This is a genomic window from Neolewinella marina (genome assembly GCF_002631205.1).
GTDB lineage: Bacteria > Bacteroidota > Bacteroidia > Chitinophagales > Saprospiraceae > Neolewinella > Neolewinella marina.
The window spans coordinates 74460-89933 of record NZ_PDLO01000005.1 but is presented as its reverse complement, the minus strand read 5'-3'; the positions used below and the strand labels follow the sequence as shown (position 1 = coordinate 89933).

15 protein-coding genes are annotated in these 15474 nt (G+C 63.4%); 12 read left to right on the top strand and 3 right to left on the bottom strand.

Annotated elements, in window-relative coordinates; genetic code table 11:
* Nucleotides 1–57: 57 nt before the first annotated feature.
* The 8 genes from CGL56_RS12655 (at nt 58) to CGL56_RS12620 (ending at nt 6840) form a co-directional block, all read left to right on the top strand.
* Complete coding sequence (locus tag CGL56_RS12655; protein ID WP_099106933.1) at nt 58–660, top strand: hypothetical protein; 603 nt, start codon at nt 58–60, stop codon at nt 658–660.
* 78 nt (nt 661–738) lie between these two features.
* Nucleotides 739–1482, top strand: coding sequence for an SDR family oxidoreductase (locus CGL56_RS12650; protein ID WP_099106932.1), 744 nt, complete (start codon nt 739–741; stop codon nt 1480–1482).
* A gap of 25 nt (nt 1483–1507) precedes the next feature.
* On the top strand, nt 1508–2257 hold the full coding sequence (locus CGL56_RS12645) for a glycosyltransferase family 2 protein (protein ID WP_099106931.1): 750 nt from the start codon (nt 1508–1510) through the stop codon (nt 2255–2257).
* Nucleotides 2258–2442: 185 nt separating this feature from the next.
* Nucleotides 2443–3129: an HAD family hydrolase gene (locus tag CGL56_RS12640; RefSeq protein ID WP_099106930.1), complete on the top strand. Its 687-nt coding sequence runs from the start codon at nt 2443–2445 to the stop codon at nt 3127–3129.
* A 63-nt stretch (nt 3130–3192) separates the two neighbouring features.
* On the top strand, nt 3193–4101 hold the full coding sequence (gene xerD / locus CGL56_RS12635; protein ID WP_099106929.1) for a site-specific tyrosine recombinase XerD: 909 nt from the start codon (nt 3193–3195) through the stop codon (nt 4099–4101).
* Nucleotides 4102–4395: 294 nt separating this feature from the next.
* A complete protein-coding gene (locus CGL56_RS12630) occupies nt 4396–5166 on the top strand; it encodes a DUF4412 domain-containing protein (protein WP_167641588.1) in 771 nt (256 codons plus the stop codon).
* A 156-nt stretch (nt 5167–5322) separates the two neighbouring features.
* Nucleotides 5323–6474 (top strand): DegT/DnrJ/EryC1/StrS family aminotransferase, encoded by a 1152-nt coding sequence (locus tag CGL56_RS12625; protein ID WP_099106927.1) that lies wholly within the window; start codon nt 5323–5325, stop codon nt 6472–6474.
* A gap of 96 nt (nt 6475–6570) precedes the next feature.
* On the top strand, nt 6571–6840 hold the full coding sequence (locus CGL56_RS12620) for a KTSC domain-containing protein (protein ID WP_099106926.1): 270 nt from the start codon (nt 6571–6573) through the stop codon (nt 6838–6840).
* On the opposite strand, the gene CGL56_RS12615 is transcribed toward CGL56_RS12620, so the two are convergent.
* On the bottom strand, nt 6837–7970 hold the full coding sequence (locus CGL56_RS12615) for a glycoside hydrolase family 130 protein (protein WP_099106925.1): 1134 nt from the start codon (nt 7968–7970) through the stop codon (nt 6837–6839). The two genes, CGL56_RS12620 and CGL56_RS12615, sit on opposite strands and share 4 nt — an antisense overlap.
* Before the next feature lie 178 nt (nt 7971–8148).
* Between CGL56_RS12615 and CGL56_RS12610 the strand changes: the two genes are divergently transcribed.
* Nucleotides 8149–9558, top strand: coding sequence for a T9SS type A sorting domain-containing protein (locus tag CGL56_RS12610; RefSeq protein WP_143470711.1), 1410 nt, complete (start codon nt 8149–8151; stop codon nt 9556–9558).
* Nucleotides 9559–9641: 83 nt separating this feature from the next.
* On the top strand, nt 9642–10136 hold the full coding sequence (locus tag CGL56_RS12605; RefSeq protein ID WP_099106923.1) for a hypothetical protein: 495 nt from the start codon (nt 9642–9644) through the stop codon (nt 10134–10136).
* Here the strand turns inward: CGL56_RS12605 and ftcD are convergent.
* Nucleotides 10066–11076 carry a glutamate formimidoyltransferase gene (gene ftcD / locus CGL56_RS12600; protein ID WP_099106922.1) on the bottom strand — a complete coding sequence of 337 codons (1011 nt, stop codon included), beginning with the start codon at nt 11074–11076 and terminating at the stop codon, nt 10066–10068. The two genes, CGL56_RS12605 and ftcD, sit on opposite strands and share 71 nt — an antisense overlap.
* A gap of 46 nt (nt 11077–11122) precedes the next feature.
* Here ftcD and CGL56_RS12595 point away from each other — a divergent pair, with 46 nt between their 5' ends.
* Nucleotides 11123–12127, top strand: coding sequence for a tetratricopeptide repeat protein (locus CGL56_RS12595; protein ID WP_099106921.1), 1005 nt, complete (start codon nt 11123–11125; stop codon nt 12125–12127).
* Here the strand turns inward: CGL56_RS12595 and CGL56_RS12590 are convergent.
* On the bottom strand, nt 12075–12914 hold the full coding sequence (locus CGL56_RS12590) for an alpha/beta hydrolase (RefSeq protein WP_099106920.1): 840 nt from the start codon (nt 12912–12914) through the stop codon (nt 12075–12077). The genes CGL56_RS12595 and CGL56_RS12590 overlap by 53 nt on opposite strands.
* Before the next feature lie 57 nt (nt 12915–12971).
* On the opposite strand from CGL56_RS12590, the gene CGL56_RS12585 reads away from it, so the two are divergent.
* A complete protein-coding gene (locus CGL56_RS12585) occupies nt 12972–15470 on the top strand; it encodes a PIG-L family deacetylase (RefSeq protein ID WP_099106919.1) in 2499 nt (832 codons plus the stop codon).
* Nucleotides 15471–15474 lie beyond the last annotated feature (4 nt).

Here is a 15474-nt window from a genome sequence, read left to right as displayed (position 1 = left end):
CGGATAAACACTAAATGGCTGCCAGGGGTTGTACGTTGGCTCAATACCCGGGTAACCATGCGCAAGCCGTTTGCACTCACCGCTCTGTGGCTTCTCCTGCTGCTTGCGGGCTGTACCGACCCGGACCCCCTGAACGGACCAGGGACGGAAACCGTCGCCGTGCTGACCGATTCCGTGCCGCTGGACCCGCCGCGCTACGGCATCCGGAAGTCCACCATCTACGGCATCACCCCCGGCATGCCCCTCAGCGAGGCCGCCGACCGGCTGGAGCGGGGTACCCGGGAAACTACCGCCGGGGCCGCCACCGTCTACTACATCCGTGGCCGCCGGGGGGAGCGGCTGGGCTACCTCGAAGTAGCGGAGGATGATTCCAGCCGGGTAGGGGACATTCACGTCTCCAACGCCGCGGCGGCCACCGAAGGGGGGATTCGAGTGGGGCATACTTTCGACCGACTGTTGCTGGCCTACCCCAAGCTGGAGGTTCGGGGCGCCGAAGCCGGAGGCATGACCTACGCCTACTCGACCAATAAGGCCTTTGGTCTGAGGGATTTCTCCGCCGGGGGGGCGCGGATCGATACCGCCGCGGTGCCCCCGACCACCCGGATTAGCGAGATCGTCATCGTGGACCGTCCCGCCCATCTCCGCACCCCAAAGGGGTAGGCCGCCTACGCGGTGGGTGAATCCGGTCGATTTCCGGAACCGTATCCCCATTTTCGGAGTTGCACCGAAAAAGGAACTATGCAATTACAGGGAAAAGTAGCCATCATCACTGGGGCCAGCAGCGGCATCGGGGAAGCCACCGCGAAGAAACTGGCCGCAGACGGCGTAAAGGTCGTGCTGGCAGCCCGCCGGGCCTCCCGCCTCAACGAACTGAAGCGGGAAATTGAAAAGGCCGGCGGCGAAGCCCTCGTTGTGGAAACCGACGTCACCAAGGCCAAGGACGTCAAGCAGCTGGTAGAGCAGACCAGGGCCACCTTCGGCCCCTGCGACATCCTGGTCAACAACGCCGGCATCATGCCCCTCAGCTACATGAAGAACCTCCACGTGGACGAGTGGCTCAAGATGGTCGACGTCAACGTAAACGGCGTACTCCACTGCCTGGCCGAAACCCTCCCCGACATGGTGGAGCGCAAGCAGGGCCACATCGTCAACATCTCCAGCGTGGCCGGTCGGGAGGTCATGGTGGGCAGCGCCGTTTACTCCGCCACTAAATTCGCCGTGCGGGCCCTAAGCGACGGACTGCGGCAGGAACTCGCCCCCAAGCACGGGATACGCGTGACCTGCATCGAGCCCGGCGCGGTGGAAACCGAACTGACGGAGACCATCACCGACGACGAGCTCATGAACGACATCCAGGGGTTCTTCAAGGACCTGAAGTTCCTCGCCAGCGAAGACATCGCCAACGCCATCCACTACGCTATCAGCCAGCCCGACAGCGTCCACATCAACGAACTGCAGGTGAGGCCGACCTCCCAGGGGTAGGGGATGTTGCCTACTTTTGGGCCCCATGTACAAGGACAAGAAGGTAGTAGTGGTGATGCCGGCCTATAACGCCGCCCTCACCCTGGAACGCACCTACCGGGAGGTGCCCCGCGACCTGGTCGACGAGGTCATCCTCTGCGACGACGCCAGCGCCGACGAAACCTCCGCCCTGGCCCGGCAGCTGGGCGTGGAGTACGTGATCACCCACCCCCGCAACCGCGGCTACGGCGGCAACCAGAAAAGCCTCTACCGCAAGGCCCTGGAGGTGGGCGCCGACATCGTGGTGATGCTGCACCCCGATTACCAGTACACCCCCAAGCTCATCCCCGCCATGTGTAACATCATCGGCGAGGGCGTCTACCCCGTGGTACTCGGCTCCCGTATTCTGGGCATGGGCGCCCTGCGTGGGGGCATGCCCCTGTACAAATACGTCGCCAACCGCTTCCTGACGGCCGTCCAGAATTTCCTGGTCAACTACAAGCTCAGCGAATACCACACCGGCTACCGGGCCTTCAGCCGCGAGGTGCTTGAGACCATCAATTTCGAAGCCAACGACGACGACTTCGTCTTCGACAACGAGATGCTCTCACAGATCATCTTCCACCGCTTCCCCATCGCCGAGGTTACCTGCCCCACCAAGTACTTCGAAGAGGCGAGCAGCATCAACTTCCTGCGCAGCAGCAAGTACGGCCTGGGCGTCCTCCGCGTATCCATCGTCCACCGCCTCGCCCGCTGGGGATTGGTCCGGCCGGCCATGTACGCCCGGAAGGGCTGAATGCTTCCCGTTGCGCTGCTCCGCAAATGGTACATGGCGCCTTCTGCTTGGTAAATTCCCTCGGCGCGCAGCGCCTCGCCCTGGGCAACCCGGGTCCCGCCCAAAACAGCGTAATTTTGCTCGCTCTGGGAAAATGTACCCGCCAGCGGGCAACAGCCAATCGCAATCAAAAATCGTAAATCCATATGACCCCCATCCCTTTCTCCGGCATTCTCTTTGACCTCGACGGTACCCTGGTGGACAATATGATGGTCCACCACCGGGCCTGGCAGCGCAAGCTGGGGGAGCTGGGACTCGACTACACCATCGAGCGGGTGAAGGAGGAGATCCACGGGGTGAACACCGAGATCCTGGAGCGCCTCTTCGGGGACCGCTATTCCCCCGACGAGCGGCTGGCCATTTCCCGTGACAAGGAGGCCGCCTACCGGGAAATCTTCGCGCCCGAGTTGGAGGCCAACACGGTCGGTGGCGCCCTGGAGTTCATCAAGCACGCCTACGCCCAGGATGTGCCTATGGCGGTGGGCACCGCGGGGCCGGAGGAGAACGCCTTCTTCGTCATCGACGGCCTGGGGCTCCGCTCCCTCTTCGGTCACGTGGTGCATTCGGGCATGGTGAAGAACGGCAAGCCCGATCCGGAAGTCTTCCACCAGGCCGCGGAAGGCATCGGGGTGCCGCTGAGCGAGTGCCTCATCTTCGAGGACAGCGTCACCGGTGCCCGGGCGGCCAACAACGCGGGCTGCCCCGTGGTGGTGCTCACGACCACCCACGCGCGGGAGGAATTCGAGGGACTGGAGGTAGCCGCCTTCCGCGAGGATTTCCGTGGCCTCATCATTGAACGGCAGCCCGAAGGCGGCTTTCTGCTGGCCCAGTAGGCGCGGACGCGGGTGCCAAGTCCTTCCCCGGAACCCGCGCGCCGCCGCCCCCAAGAATTACTTATGCAGAACCGCTGGTTGCCCCTCTTCCGCTCCTTCGAAGCCTACCTGAAGCTCACCCGCGGCTACAGCGAACACACCCTGAAGGCCTACCGCAGCGACCTGGAGAAACTGCCCGCCTACCTCGACCTGCGCGGATGGAGCCCGGGAGTGGGGGAGATTGAGTGCCTGCACCTCGACGGCTTCCTGCAGCACCTGGCGGAACTCGGACTGGCCCCCCGCTCCCAGGCCCGGCTGGTGTCGGCCCTGAAAACCTTCTTCGCCTTCCTGTTGGACGAGCGGGTGATCGACCGCGACCCCACCGAATTGCTGCGCGCCCCGAAACTCGGCCGTAAGATTCCCGAAGTGCTGTCCTACGAGGAGATCCGCGCCCTGCTCGCCGCCATCGACCTGAGCACCGACCACGGACTGCGCGACCGCGCCCTGCTGGAAACGCTTTACGCCTGTGGATTGCGGGTAAGCGAAGCCACCGGCCTGCGGCTCTCCGACCTCTACCTGGACCAGGAATTTCTGCGGGTAACGGGTAAGGGGAACAAGGAGCGACTGGTGCCGATCGGGCCCGCAGCGGTGAAACACCTGGAGATCTATATGCGGCACGTGCGGGATCAGCTGCCCGAAATCAAAGACGAAAATACCGTCTTTTTGAACCGTCGGGGCGGAGCGCTGAGCCGGGTGTCGGTCTTTACGGCGGTGAAGAAATACGCGGCGGAAGCGGGGATCGACAAGCGGGTGAGCCCCCATACCTTCCGCCACTCCTTCGCTACCCACCTCATTGAGGGCGGGGCGGACCTGCGGGCGGTGCAGGAATTACTCGGCCATGAGTCGATCCTCACCACCGAAATCTATACCCACCTGGATACGGATTTCCTGCGGGAAACGATTTTATCCTTCCACCCGGCCAACCGGGGCTAGAAAAGCTGGGCCAGGCTGGGCAGGAAAAACAGGGCCAGAAAGACCAGGCTGAGAAAAACCAGGAAGAGGATGCGGGAAAGCTCTCCCTTCAGGGCAGCGGACTGTTTCATGGGGTTTTCATTGGGGTAAATAGAGAAGAATACAATACCTACGGGTATAACCCTCGCTTCGGATTGGAAGTTTGGCGGGCGGGGCGTCCGGGAATAGCCCACCCGATTCCAGAAAGCAGGCGTGCCGTGTAACGGGATGGAAAGTGATCGCATTAAGCGGCGCACCAACCAACCACGAAACGCCATGATGAACCGCCTAATTTTATCCGCCCTTTTATTAGGAATCCTGTCCGCCCCCGCGGCTGGTCAACCGACCCTGGCCTACGCCGCCCCTGACCTCCCCGCCGCCCCGGAATCCACCCGTCTACTTACTGCGCCGGTGCAGACCGGTACCGCCTTCAGCCTGACGATGGTCGTCACCGAGCAGAAGCGCAACAAGTCGGAGGAGAACAGCGTGGAACTCGGCGCAACCGGCGACAAGGTGGCCATGCGCATGGCGGACACGGGTGAGGGGCCCGTCCGCATGATCTTCGACGGTTCCGACGGCAAGACCACCATGATCACCACCGACAAGAAGGGAGAAACCCAGGCCTACCGGATGAAGGTTCCGAAACTGGGTAGCCTCTTCGCCAAATCCGTCGACGAATCCACCGACCACCTGCGCATCGAAAGAACCGGTGAGCGCCGCACCATCGACGGCTACGACTGCGAACTCGTCATTGTGGAAAACACCAAGGAAAACACCACCACCCGGTCCTGGGTCACCAAGGACCTCGACCTGAGTACCGAGGATGTATTCGGCCGCATCTCCAGTGTCATGGGAGGCCCGGGCGCCAAGAAGATGTCGGTACCCCCCGGCCTCCAGGACCTGGCCGATGGATTCCCCATCCAGTCCACCACCGAGGACGGCAAGACCACCTACGAGACCCACTTCACCGACATCAAATCGGGCAACAACATCGACCACTCCCTCTTCGATACCGAAGGCGTGGAGATTGTCGAAATGGGCTTCTAGCGATTCCCAGGGAGATGGCAAGGTGGTCGGTCCCGGTAAAACCGTAGGCCTTGATAGGAGTTAATAGAGACAGTTCGCCCCCCCCGGGCCGCCTAAAGAACTAACGGCGGCCTAAAGAACTATTCCCCCCCTAAAGAACCAACTCCCCTCTCCCAGATGACTTCCACTCCCCCCACCAACATCCAAATGGTCGATCTCCGGACCCAGTACGAAGCGATGCAGGAAGAAGTTGACCAGGCAGTGTTGGAGGTGATTCGCGGAGGAGCCTTTATCAACGGACCGGCGGTGAAGGATTTCCAATCGGGTTTGGAGAACTACCTCGGCTGCAAGCACGTCATCCCGTGTGCCAACGGAACCGACGCCCTGCAGATCGCGCTGATGGCCCTCGGCCTGAAACCCGGCGACGAGGTGATCGTACCGGCCTTCACCTACGTGGCTTCCGCTGAGGTGATCGCGCTGCTGGGACTCAGCCCGGTGATGGTAGACGTTGATCCCTTCACCTTCAACGTGACCGCGGAACTCATCGAGCCGGCCATCACGCCGCGGACCCGCGCCATCATCCCCGTCCATCTCTTCGGACAGAGCTGTGATATGGAGCCCATCCGCCGGTTGGCCGAACGGCACGACCTGCGAATCGTGGAAGACAACGCCCAGGCCATCGGGGCGGCCTACACCTTCTCCGACGGAAGGGTGGGGCGCACGGGTACCCTCGGCGACATCGGGTGTACCAGCTTCTACCCCAGCAAGAACCTGGGAGCCTACGGCGATGGGGGCGCCATCAATACCGACGACGATGCACTGGCGGCCCGCCTGCGCACCGTAGCCAACCACGGACAAAACCGCCGCTACTACCACGACGTCGTGGGCTGCAACAGCCGACTCGACTCCGTACAGGCCGCCATCCTGAACTGCAAGCTGCCCCGCCTCGACGACTACAACGCCAGCCGCCAGAGCGCCGCCCGCTACTACGACCAGCAACTCGCCGGAATCGAGGGCCTGCTCCCCCCCGCCCGTCTGCCGAGCAGCACCCACGTTTACCACCAGTATACCCTGCGCGTGACCGACGGGCGCCGCGATGCCCTCCAGCAGTACCTCCAGGAAGCCGGCATCCCCAGCATGATCTACTACCCCGTGCCCCTCTACGACCAGGGCGCCTTCCGGGGAACGGCGGCCAACAAGATCGACTTTCTGCCCGTCACCGATACCCTCTGCAAGGAGGTCATCTCCCTGCCCATGCACAGCGAACTCGACGAAGCCACCCAGCAGTACATCTGCGACCGGGTACGGAGCTTTTTCGGGAGCAAATAAGCTTGGTTTAAAACCAACAAAAAGTTTTAAAACAACAACTTTTTGCTAGCCTTGGGTGTTTTCAACTTACAACAGTAAGCTGAAAATCATCCGGTTATGGCACTTCCCATCGTAATGCAAAAGGTCGACTCCCAGATGCTCTCGGAGATGGGCTACCTGCGGGCCGCCAATACCCTCTTCGTCAAGTTTCGGAACAACGGGGCGGTCTACGCCTACTTCGGCGTCCCTTCCGAGCACTGGCAGCGCCTGCGTGCCGTAGCCAGCATCGGCCGCTACATGCAGCGCCACATCTTCAAGAAGTACGCCGCGGCCCGCATTTCGGAAGGCGAGAAGGCCACCAGCTCCGCGACCGCGGAAGCGGCCTAGTCGCGGACGGCCACGCCGACCATGGAGTCCGCCGTGCCGTAGTACAGGTACCACTTGCCCTTGAAGTACACCAGTCCCTCGATGAAGGTGGTGCCGGAGGAGTACTGTCCGGTCATCTCGTGGGGCATGGAAGGACAAATGAAGGGCTCATCCATACGGTCCAGCAATTTCGTCGGGTCTTCGGCGCTGAAGAGGGCCTGACCGCCGCAGTAGGCCCCCGGGCCCATGTCCATTGAGCGCAGGGAGTCCACCTCCTCGTTCTTCCCGTTGTAGAGGACCAGGATACCCGCGTCGGTGAGCAGGGCCGGCGGGCCGGGTTCGCTGAGTCCGCTATCGAAGGTGCCCGGACGCCGCGGGAGGGGGTCGTAGAGGGTGCTGTCGGCGTTAAGTACGGGCGTCCAGTCGAGCAGATCGTCGCTGTAGGCCAGTCCCACCACTGCGTCGCCCCAGTACATCCAGTATTTTCCGTTGATGGGCACGGCCTCGAGTTGCCCCTCTTCATTCAGTTTACAGACGACCGAGCCGGATTTCGACCAGGTGTCGTGGAACTTGCCGCCATAGGCGTCCTGGAAGACCGGCCCGTGCTTGGTCCAGTTCACCAGGTCGGTGGAGGTAGCCGAGCAGAGGCGGGCCACTTCCTGGTTCCAGCCGGTGTAGAGCATGAGGTAGTGGCCGTCTTCCAGGGCCACCACGCGGGGATCTTCGCAGCCACCCGGGTCTTCGAATTCGCGGTTGTTGTCGGGGGCGGGGTAGAGGACCGGGTCTGGGTAGCGGGTGAAGTTGATGCCGTCGGCGCTGGCGGCCAGGCCGATGCGACTGGTGCGGCGTCCGAGAATGGCCCGGGGGTTGTCCTCGGCGCGAAAGAAGAGATAGACGCTGTCGCCCCTTACCACGGCACCCGGGTTGAATACGTCGGCCCGCTGCCATTTGACCGTTTTCCCGGTCAGGGGATCCTCGAATGCATAGCTGCTGTCGGCCCGCATGATCGGGTTGGTGGCCGGCTTCTCAAAGCCGGTGAGCCAGGGGCTGCCGTCACCGGAAACGACGGAAGTGTCGGGCAGGGGAGCGGACTGCCGACAGCCGTGGAGGGTGAGGGTGGCCAGGAAAACAAGGTGGAAAATGATGCGCATAGGGGGGAAGGTAGCTGTTTTTGAGTATGCCATTGGCAGTCTTTAACGTTTGCCCGCCAAACCCCGGTCGGAAATAAGTGTACTAATGTGTAATTTGTAGCCCCATCGCGTACCCGGTGTGCGGTGGGATGGGTGTCCGCTATTGCGCGGCACGTATGTGACTTGCCTTTACTCTACTATGAACAAACGACACAACCTGCGCCGGCTACTAATGGCTGGTGCCCTCTTCCTTCCTTTCCTCATTTCCGCCCAGGGTGGAGCTTGCCAAACGGTCACCAACAACGTTGGTTCCGAGGAAATAATCCTTGCGGCCGAAGCCGGCACCCCGGAAGCCCAGCTGCCGGTGTACCCGCTCACGGGAAATGAGGTGACCTCATTCAGTGGAGTTTTGCAAAGCAGCGACCCTACTACCAAAAATTTCCGGGCCGATAATTCGGCAGGTCCCGAGACGCCGGAAACCTGTGCGGCAATGAACACCAACGTGAAGTATGACCTGTATACTTTCCAGCCGGCGCAGAGTGGAGCGGTCACCCTCAGCAAGACCAATCTGTCAAATCCTCCCTCCATACCCCAGAATACCTACACCTTCTCCATCTTCCGGGGTACGTCGATTACCCAGGCCATTTGCGATAACTGGGTTGCCTCGAGTGGGACGACCACTGGTGCCAACCGGCCCACCATCACTTTTGAGGTGACCGGCGGCCAGAAGTATTTCATTTTTGTGGCTATCCCCAACTCCAGTATTGCCTCAGGAGGCCTAAGCTATACGCTTACGGTGGATCCGGCCGGTCCCGTCCTTTATCAGGGTACCCCCCTGGCCACCAACCACGCCTATACCTACCTGGCCACTACGGCTGCTACCGACGACATCGTGGCCCAGTCGCCTACCGCCGATTTTCGCACGCTAAACGCTGGCGACTACGAGGTGTACGGGGTGGATTACGAAACGACTACGGTCGACCCCACCACCTTCCCCGGCAGTACCCTCTCCGGCATCCAGACGGGTAACTGTTTGCAGCTCAGTCAGAACAGCCTCTTCCTGGTTGTTTCCGACGCCGCCGCCCCCGTCGACTGGCTCGACTTCCGCGCCGTCGCCCGCGTTACCGGCGTGGAACTGCAGTGGGAAGTAGCCTCGGAAACCGAGAACGACTACTTCCGCGTGGAGCGGTCCGTAGATGGAACGGAATGGGAAGCGCTGGACGAAGTGGCCGGCAATGGTACCAGCAACCGCTACGCCGCTTTCAGTTACCTGGATGCGACGCCCGCTGCCGGGACGAACTTCTACCGCCTCGCCCAGGTCGATTTTGACGGCACGGTCGACTATTCCGCCGTCGTCACCGCCCTTTGGGAAGCCCCCGAAAGTGAGCTACTCACCTTCCCCAATCCTTTCACCTCCCGGCTCACCGTCCGCACATCCGCCGACCTGCCTGGACAACCCCGGATGTTCGACCTCCAGGGACGGGAAGTGAGCCAGCAGCTCCGCATTACCGTGGAGGGGCGGCAGGCCGTAGTGGAAGCGGACTCCCTGCCTATTGGCGTATATTTGATCCAGTGGGGATCTGAACAACAGCGGGTGGTGAAAAATTAGCCCAATGTTAACTCATTGTAAACCTGAGGTAAACTAAAGTTTATCCGGTGACGTTATGTCTGTCTACCAGACCTAATCTCACCATGGCCAAAACCTATTTCAAAGAAGAGCAGCGCTTCCGCAACCCCGGCATCATTGCCCTCCTCCTGCTGATGTCCTCCCTCGTCCTTTACCGGGTGGTCGTCACTATTTTCAATGGGGTTACCGTTTACGACACCACCGTTACCGGCCTCATCGCCCTGTTCGTGGCCCTGGGGTGGTACGGCGTGTACAGCTCACGGCTGCGCATCAAGGTCAGCAAGAAGCACCTCAAGGTGCGGACGCGTGGCCTGGTCGGTAGCCGCCTGAAGTTGCCCACCAAGGAAATGGCGGACTGCTCCTTCGTCGACGTTACGCCTTCGGCGCGGTGGTCTGGAGCCCTGGTTGACCCCAGCTCCCGCTTCCAGTGCATTGATTTCGGCGGTCGCCGGGGCCTGTGCATCCGCATGCGCGACGGCCGGTCCTACTTTATTGGCTCCGACGGTCTGTTTGAGCAGCGTCACGATATACCGCTTCCAACACACGCTTCCGCCAGTTAAATGGGCCCAGGTCGTCGAGTCCAAGTACCGTTACGGCCGTTTCCATTTCCTCTTCGTACCCGCCTTCGAAACAGAATCCGCGGGCGGCGGCGCGCAGGTGCCGTTCCGGAATGAGCCCGATGAGCTCCGAGCCGGTTACCCGGATCCTCATCCCGTCGGCCAGGCTGACGGCCGTGAGGTACACCCGGGCCAAGGCCGTGTTATCGGGGTCCACTACATTGCAACTCACCTGACACCGGCCGTACTCCTCGATGTGCCAGCCGATGGCCTTCAGCCCGGGGAAAAGTCCGGGCCGCCCCTTGGTTCCGCTGCCGCGCAGTCTCCCCGCCAGTTGCCGGGCCTGGGCCAGGGTGGCTTCCGGCGCCAGGTTGATGTTCCAGGCGATCAGGAAGGGCCGCGCTCCCATGACCGTGGCGCCGAGGCGCGGATGAGGAATCGACGGCCCGAAGTCGGGCTGCCACTCCGGCAACTGCAATTTGGCGGCGAGGCCTTCGTACTCCCCCCGGCGGACCTGCTCCAGACCGAAGCGGTCGGGGGACGTGGCGCTCGCGGCGTACAGGAATACGGGCAAGTCGAAGCGTTCGGCCAGTAACTGCCCCAGCACCCGCGTCCGCGCCGCCACCTCCTCCAGGCTTATCCCCGAAATCGGGACGAAGGGGCAAACGTCAACCGCCCCGCTGCGGGGATGGGTACCCCGGTGCTCCCGCATATCGATACGTGCCGCGGCTACTTCGTACACGGCCAGGGCACCGGCAAACACGGCCTCCGGCGGACCGGCAAAGGTGAATACGGTGCGGTGGGCCCCCGGACCTACGTCGCGGTGCAGCAGGTAGCAATCCTCCACGGCGGAGATGGCGGTGGCGATGGCTTCGAGGGTGGCGGCATTGCGGCCTTCACTGACGTTGACGACGCATTCAATGAGGGGAGTGGGCTCCGGCATAGGATATTCGGGAACTGAGGCGTTATAGCCCCCACAAAGAAAACCAATGTTGCGTTACTGCCTTCCCCTGCTGTTCCTCGGACTGCTCGCCTGCGGACCGGAAACCCCCGAGGAAGCTGCGGCGCCCCCGAACGGTGATCCCGGCATCGAACGGCTCTCGGCCGCCATTGCCCGCCAGCCCGACGATCCGGAGCTGTACCGCCAGCGCGCCAGCATGTTCTACGACCTGGAGAACTACGACGGAGCCATCGACGACCTCACCCGGGCCCTTACCCTGGACAGCACCAACGTCGACTACCATTACGAGCTGGCGGACATCTACCTCGACTACTACCGTAGCCGGCTGGCCCTGCGCACCCTGGAACGGGCCGCCCGCCTCGACCCCGACCGGCTGGAAACCCAACTGCGGCTGGCGGAAACCCAGCTGATCCTCAAGCAATACGACGACGCCCTGGCCTCCCTGAATGAGGCCGTCCGCCTCGACCCCCGCAACCCGGAAGCCTACTACCTGCTCAGCCAGGTATTCGAGGAAACCGGCGATACCCTCCGGGCGATCAACGCCGCCGAGGAAGCCACCCAGATCGACCCCGACATGACCGACGCCTACCTGCTGCTGGGGGAACTGATGGCCGCCCGGGAAAGTCCGCGCGCCGAGGCCTACTTCGACGCCGCCGTGGCCATCGACCCGCGGGACGTGATCGCCATCCACGCCAGGGCCGACTTCTACCGCGACCGGGGCGACCTGCCGCGGGCCATCGCCGAATACCGCCGCGCCAGTACCATCGACCGGCAGTACGTGGCTGGCAACTTCAACGCCGGGCTGCTGCTCATGGAACTTGACAGCGTGGAGCGGGCCTACGATGAGTTCAACATCACCATCAAGAACGACCCGATTCACATCCGCGCCTTCTTCTACCGGGGCTACGCCAGTGAACGCCTCGGAAACCTTGACGCCGCCCGCCGCGACTACGAAACCGCGCTGCGGATGGCGCCCGACTTCACCCTGGCCCGGGAGGGACTGAACCGGCTGGACGGACAAAGCCCGCAATAAGCTCCGCGGTAGGGTGGCGGTCGTCGTAGGTCCACCGCCCGGCATCGAGGTGGCCTCCTTTTTCCAGGGTAAACAGGCGCGCCTCTGCCCCCGCTGCCGTCAGGGCTGCTTCGAACCGCTCCGAATGCCGGTAGGCCACCAGTCCATCGTGGGTGCCGTGCAGCAACAGCCACCGGGTGCGGGCGGCGGCCGTGAGGTTGCCGAGGGGGCTCAGAGTATTGTATCGGCGGAAAAGCATGGCGGGGCGTAGCAGCCCCAGGTCCAGCGGCGCGGCGCACAGCAAGGCTTTTTCCGGTCCGGTGCTCCAACCGGCCTGCGTCCACCAGTCGGGGTGCAGGGCCAGCAGGGCGGCGAGGTGGCCACCGGCACTGATGCCTCCAACCTGGGGGGTGGAAAGGGGGCGGCCGCTGCGCCGGGCCAGGTCGGCGGTGAAGGCCAGGGCGTCCCGGCAATCCGCGGCAATGTCGGACAGCCAGTGGCGGGGTGGACGCCGGTAGCTCGGCAGTACCACCCGGTAACCGGCCGCCAGCCAGGGGCGGGCGGCGGGGGAAAAGGATTCCGGGGTACCGAAGGTCCAGCCGCCACCGTGGAAATAGAAGGCCCAGGGCAGGGGGTCGGCGGGTTGGGTGCCGGGAGGCTCGAGCAGCAGCAGGTACTGCCGGCGGTGGCTGCCGTAGGCGTGGCGGCTGATCTGGCAGTCCATGGCCCGCCGGCTGGCGGCACTCCGTCGCCAGTATTCCGGCAAGCCGCGGCCGTCGTTCAGGGCTCGGTAGAATTGGTGCAGCATCAACTACCTTTACCGTATAGCTGTCTTTATTGTTTTCCTGTCCAATCCCCCCGCCGCGTGAGAATTGTAATCCTACTGGCCGCCGCCCTGTTTAGCCTGGGCCCCCTGTTCGCCCAGGCCCCGCCCCGCCCCGCCTCCGGCGAGCTCCACGCCGCCATTCAGAAACTCGGGGTGCTGGGTTCGGCCCTCTACATCGCCGCCCACCCCGACGACGAGAATACCCGCATGATCGCCTACCTGGCGAACGTCAACCAGGTGGAAACGGCCTACCTCAGCCTCACCCGCGGCGACGGCGGCCAGAACCTCATCGCGCCGGACATTAGTGAGCTGCTCGGCCTCACCCGTACCCAGGAACTACTGGCCGCCCGCCGCATCGACGGGGGACAGCAGTTCTTCAGCCGCGCCAACGATTTCGGCTACTCCAAGCACCCCGACGAAACCTTTACGATCTGGGACAAGCAACAGGTACTCTCCGACGCCGTCTGGGTGATCCGCAAGTGGCGCCCCGACGTCATCATCCTGCGCTTCGACCCCCGCGCCCCGGGCTCCACCCACGGCCACCACACGGCCTCGGCCCTCATCGGCCGCGAAGCCTTCGACCTGGCCGGCGACCCCTCCGCCTTCCCCGAACAACTGGAGTACGTGGAGCCCTGGCAGCCCCGCCGGCTCTACTGGAATGCCTACAGCTGGGGGGATACTGAGTTGCCCGACTACGTCGACAGCACTGACGTTATTACCGTCAACATCGGCACCTACCTGCCCAAGCGGGGGGAAAGCGTCGCCGAAATCGCCGCCCGCAGCCGCAGCCAGCACAAGAGCCAGGGATTCGGCAGCGCCGGCAGCCGCGACAACCAACAGGAGAAGCTCGAACTGCTGAAGGGCAACGCCACCGGCAAGGAAAACAACCCCTTCGAAGGGATCGACACCGGCTGGGACCGCATCCGCGGCGGACAGGCCGTGGCCCGGGAGATCGAAACCCTGGAAGCCGGGTTTGACTTCGATAACCCGGCCGCCTCCATCCCCCAGCTGCTGAAGGTCCGCAGCGCCATCCGGGGACTGGAGGACGACTACTGGAAAGCCAAGAAGCTTGCCGAACTTGACAACATCATCGTGGGCGCCCTGGGGCTCTACCTCAGTCCCACCACGGAGGAGCCCTACGCGGCGGCCGGCGACAGCGTGGCCATTGCCGTGGAAGCGACGAACCGCAGCGAGGTGGCCGTCACCCTGCGCACGCTGCGGTCCGCCGCCGGAGATACCACGGTGGCCGCTTCCCTGGCGCGGGCCGAGCCCTTCACCACCACCCTCCACTACGTCGTGCCTGAGGGGCGGACCAGCAGCCCCTACTGGCTGGACGAGGAATGGGAACTGGGCATGTACACCGTAAAGGACCAGCAGCAGCGCGGCAAGCCGGAATCGGATGATGCCCTGGAGGTGACCTTCACCCTGGAGATTGGTGGTCAGGAAATCTCCGTCACCCGGCCCGTCCGTCACCATTACACCGACCCGGTTGACGGAGAGCAATTCCAGCCTTTCGAGTTGCTGCCCCCCGCCTTCGTGCAAGTGGGGGAGTCCAGCTACCTCTTTTCCAGCGACGAATCCGCACCGGTGACGGTGAAGGTGACCGCCGCGGCGCCCACCCTGACCGGCCAGCTGCGGCTGCAGGTGCCCGAGGGCTGGTCCACCGAACCCAGTGCCCACGACGTGAAGCTGGACCGCCGGGGGCAGGAACGCTTCTACACCTTCCGGCTCACCCCCCCGGCCGGACAGTCGCAGGGGCGGGTGACGCCCCGGCTGTCGCTGGACCAGTTTCCCGGTCAGTCGTATTCCCGACGGTTGGTCACCATCGATCACGCCCACATCCCCACCCAGCGGGCCGCCCTGGACGGCGGCGCGGCCGTGGCCCGCGTGGAGCTGGCTACCGCCGGGCGCACGGTGGGTTACCTTCCCGGGGCCGGCGACGCCATCCCGGAAGCGCTGAACGCCATCGGGCTGGACGTTAACATCATCGACGACGCCGAGGCATCCATGGGCGACCTGAGCCGCTATGACGCCATCGTAGTAGGGGTGCGGGCCTACAATACCCTCGACCGGATGCCGGTATATCAGCCCCGGTTGCTGAACTACGTCCGCCAGGGTGGTACCCTCATCGTGCAGTACAATACCAACCGCCGCCTGAAGATCGACGAAAAGGACCTCGGCCCCTATCCCCTGCAGCTGAGCCGCGACCGGGTCACGGTAGAAGATGCCCCCGTGCGCATCCTCGCCCCGGACCACCCTGCCCTGAATTTCCCCAACAAGATCACCGCGGCCGACTTTGAAGGCTGGGTGCAGGAGCGCGGGCTGTATTTCCCCGACGAATGGGCCCCGGAGTATACCCCCCTGATCAGCTGCCACGACCCCGACGAACCCGAGCGCAAGGGCGGGTTGCTGGTGGCCAATTACGGTTCCGGTCACTACGTCTACACCGGCTACAGTTTCTTCCGCGAGCTGCCGGCCGGCGTGCCCGGGGCCTACCGCCTTTTTGCTAACTTGGTTGCCCTCGGTCAAACGAAATAGTAAC

Bases quoted from the DNA above. Each gene is read 5' to 3' on its own strand.
- CGL56_RS12655 (WP_099106933.1), top strand. From the start codon at position 58: ATGCGCAAGCCGTTTGCACTCACCGCTCTGTGGCTTCTCCTGCTGCTT.
- CGL56_RS12650 (WP_099106932.1), top strand. From the start codon at position 739: ATGCAATTACAGGGAAAAGTAGCCATCATCACTGGGGCCAGCAGCGGC.
- CGL56_RS12645 (WP_099106931.1), top strand. From the start codon at position 1,508: ATGTACAAGGACAAGAAGGTAGTAGTGGTGATGCCGGCCTATAACGCC.
- CGL56_RS12640 (WP_099106930.1), top strand. From the start codon at position 2,443: ATGACCCCCATCCCTTTCTCCGGCATTCTCTTTGACCTCGACGGTACC.
- xerD (WP_099106929.1), top strand. From the start codon at position 3,193: ATGCAGAACCGCTGGTTGCCCCTCTTCCGCTCCTTCGAAGCCTACCTG.
- CGL56_RS12630 (WP_167641588.1), top strand. From the start codon at position 4,396: ATGATGAACCGCCTAATTTTATCCGCCCTTTTATTAGGAATCCTGTCC.
- CGL56_RS12625 (WP_099106927.1), top strand. From the start codon at position 5,323: ATGACTTCCACTCCCCCCACCAACATCCAAATGGTCGATCTCCGGACC.
- CGL56_RS12620 (WP_099106926.1), top strand. From the start codon at position 6,571: ATGGCACTTCCCATCGTAATGCAAAAGGTCGACTCCCAGATGCTCTCG.
- CGL56_RS12615 (WP_099106925.1), bottom strand. From the start codon at position 7,970: ATGCGCATCATTTTCCACCTTGTTTTCCTGGCCACCCTCACCCTCCAC.
- CGL56_RS12610 (WP_143470711.1), top strand. From the start codon at position 8,149: ATGAACAAACGACACAACCTGCGCCGGCTACTAATGGCTGGTGCCCTC.
- CGL56_RS12605 (WP_099106923.1), top strand. From the start codon at position 9,642: ATGGCCAAAACCTATTTCAAAGAAGAGCAGCGCTTCCGCAACCCCGGC.
- ftcD (WP_099106922.1), bottom strand. From the start codon at position 11,076: ATGCCGGAGCCCACTCCCCTCATTGAATGCGTCGTCAACGTCAGTGAA.
- CGL56_RS12595 (WP_099106921.1), top strand. From the start codon at position 11,123: ATGTTGCGTTACTGCCTTCCCCTGCTGTTCCTCGGACTGCTCGCCTGC.
- CGL56_RS12590 (WP_099106920.1), bottom strand. From the start codon at position 12,914: ATGCTGCACCAATTCTACCGAGCCCTGAACGACGGCCGCGGCTTGCCG.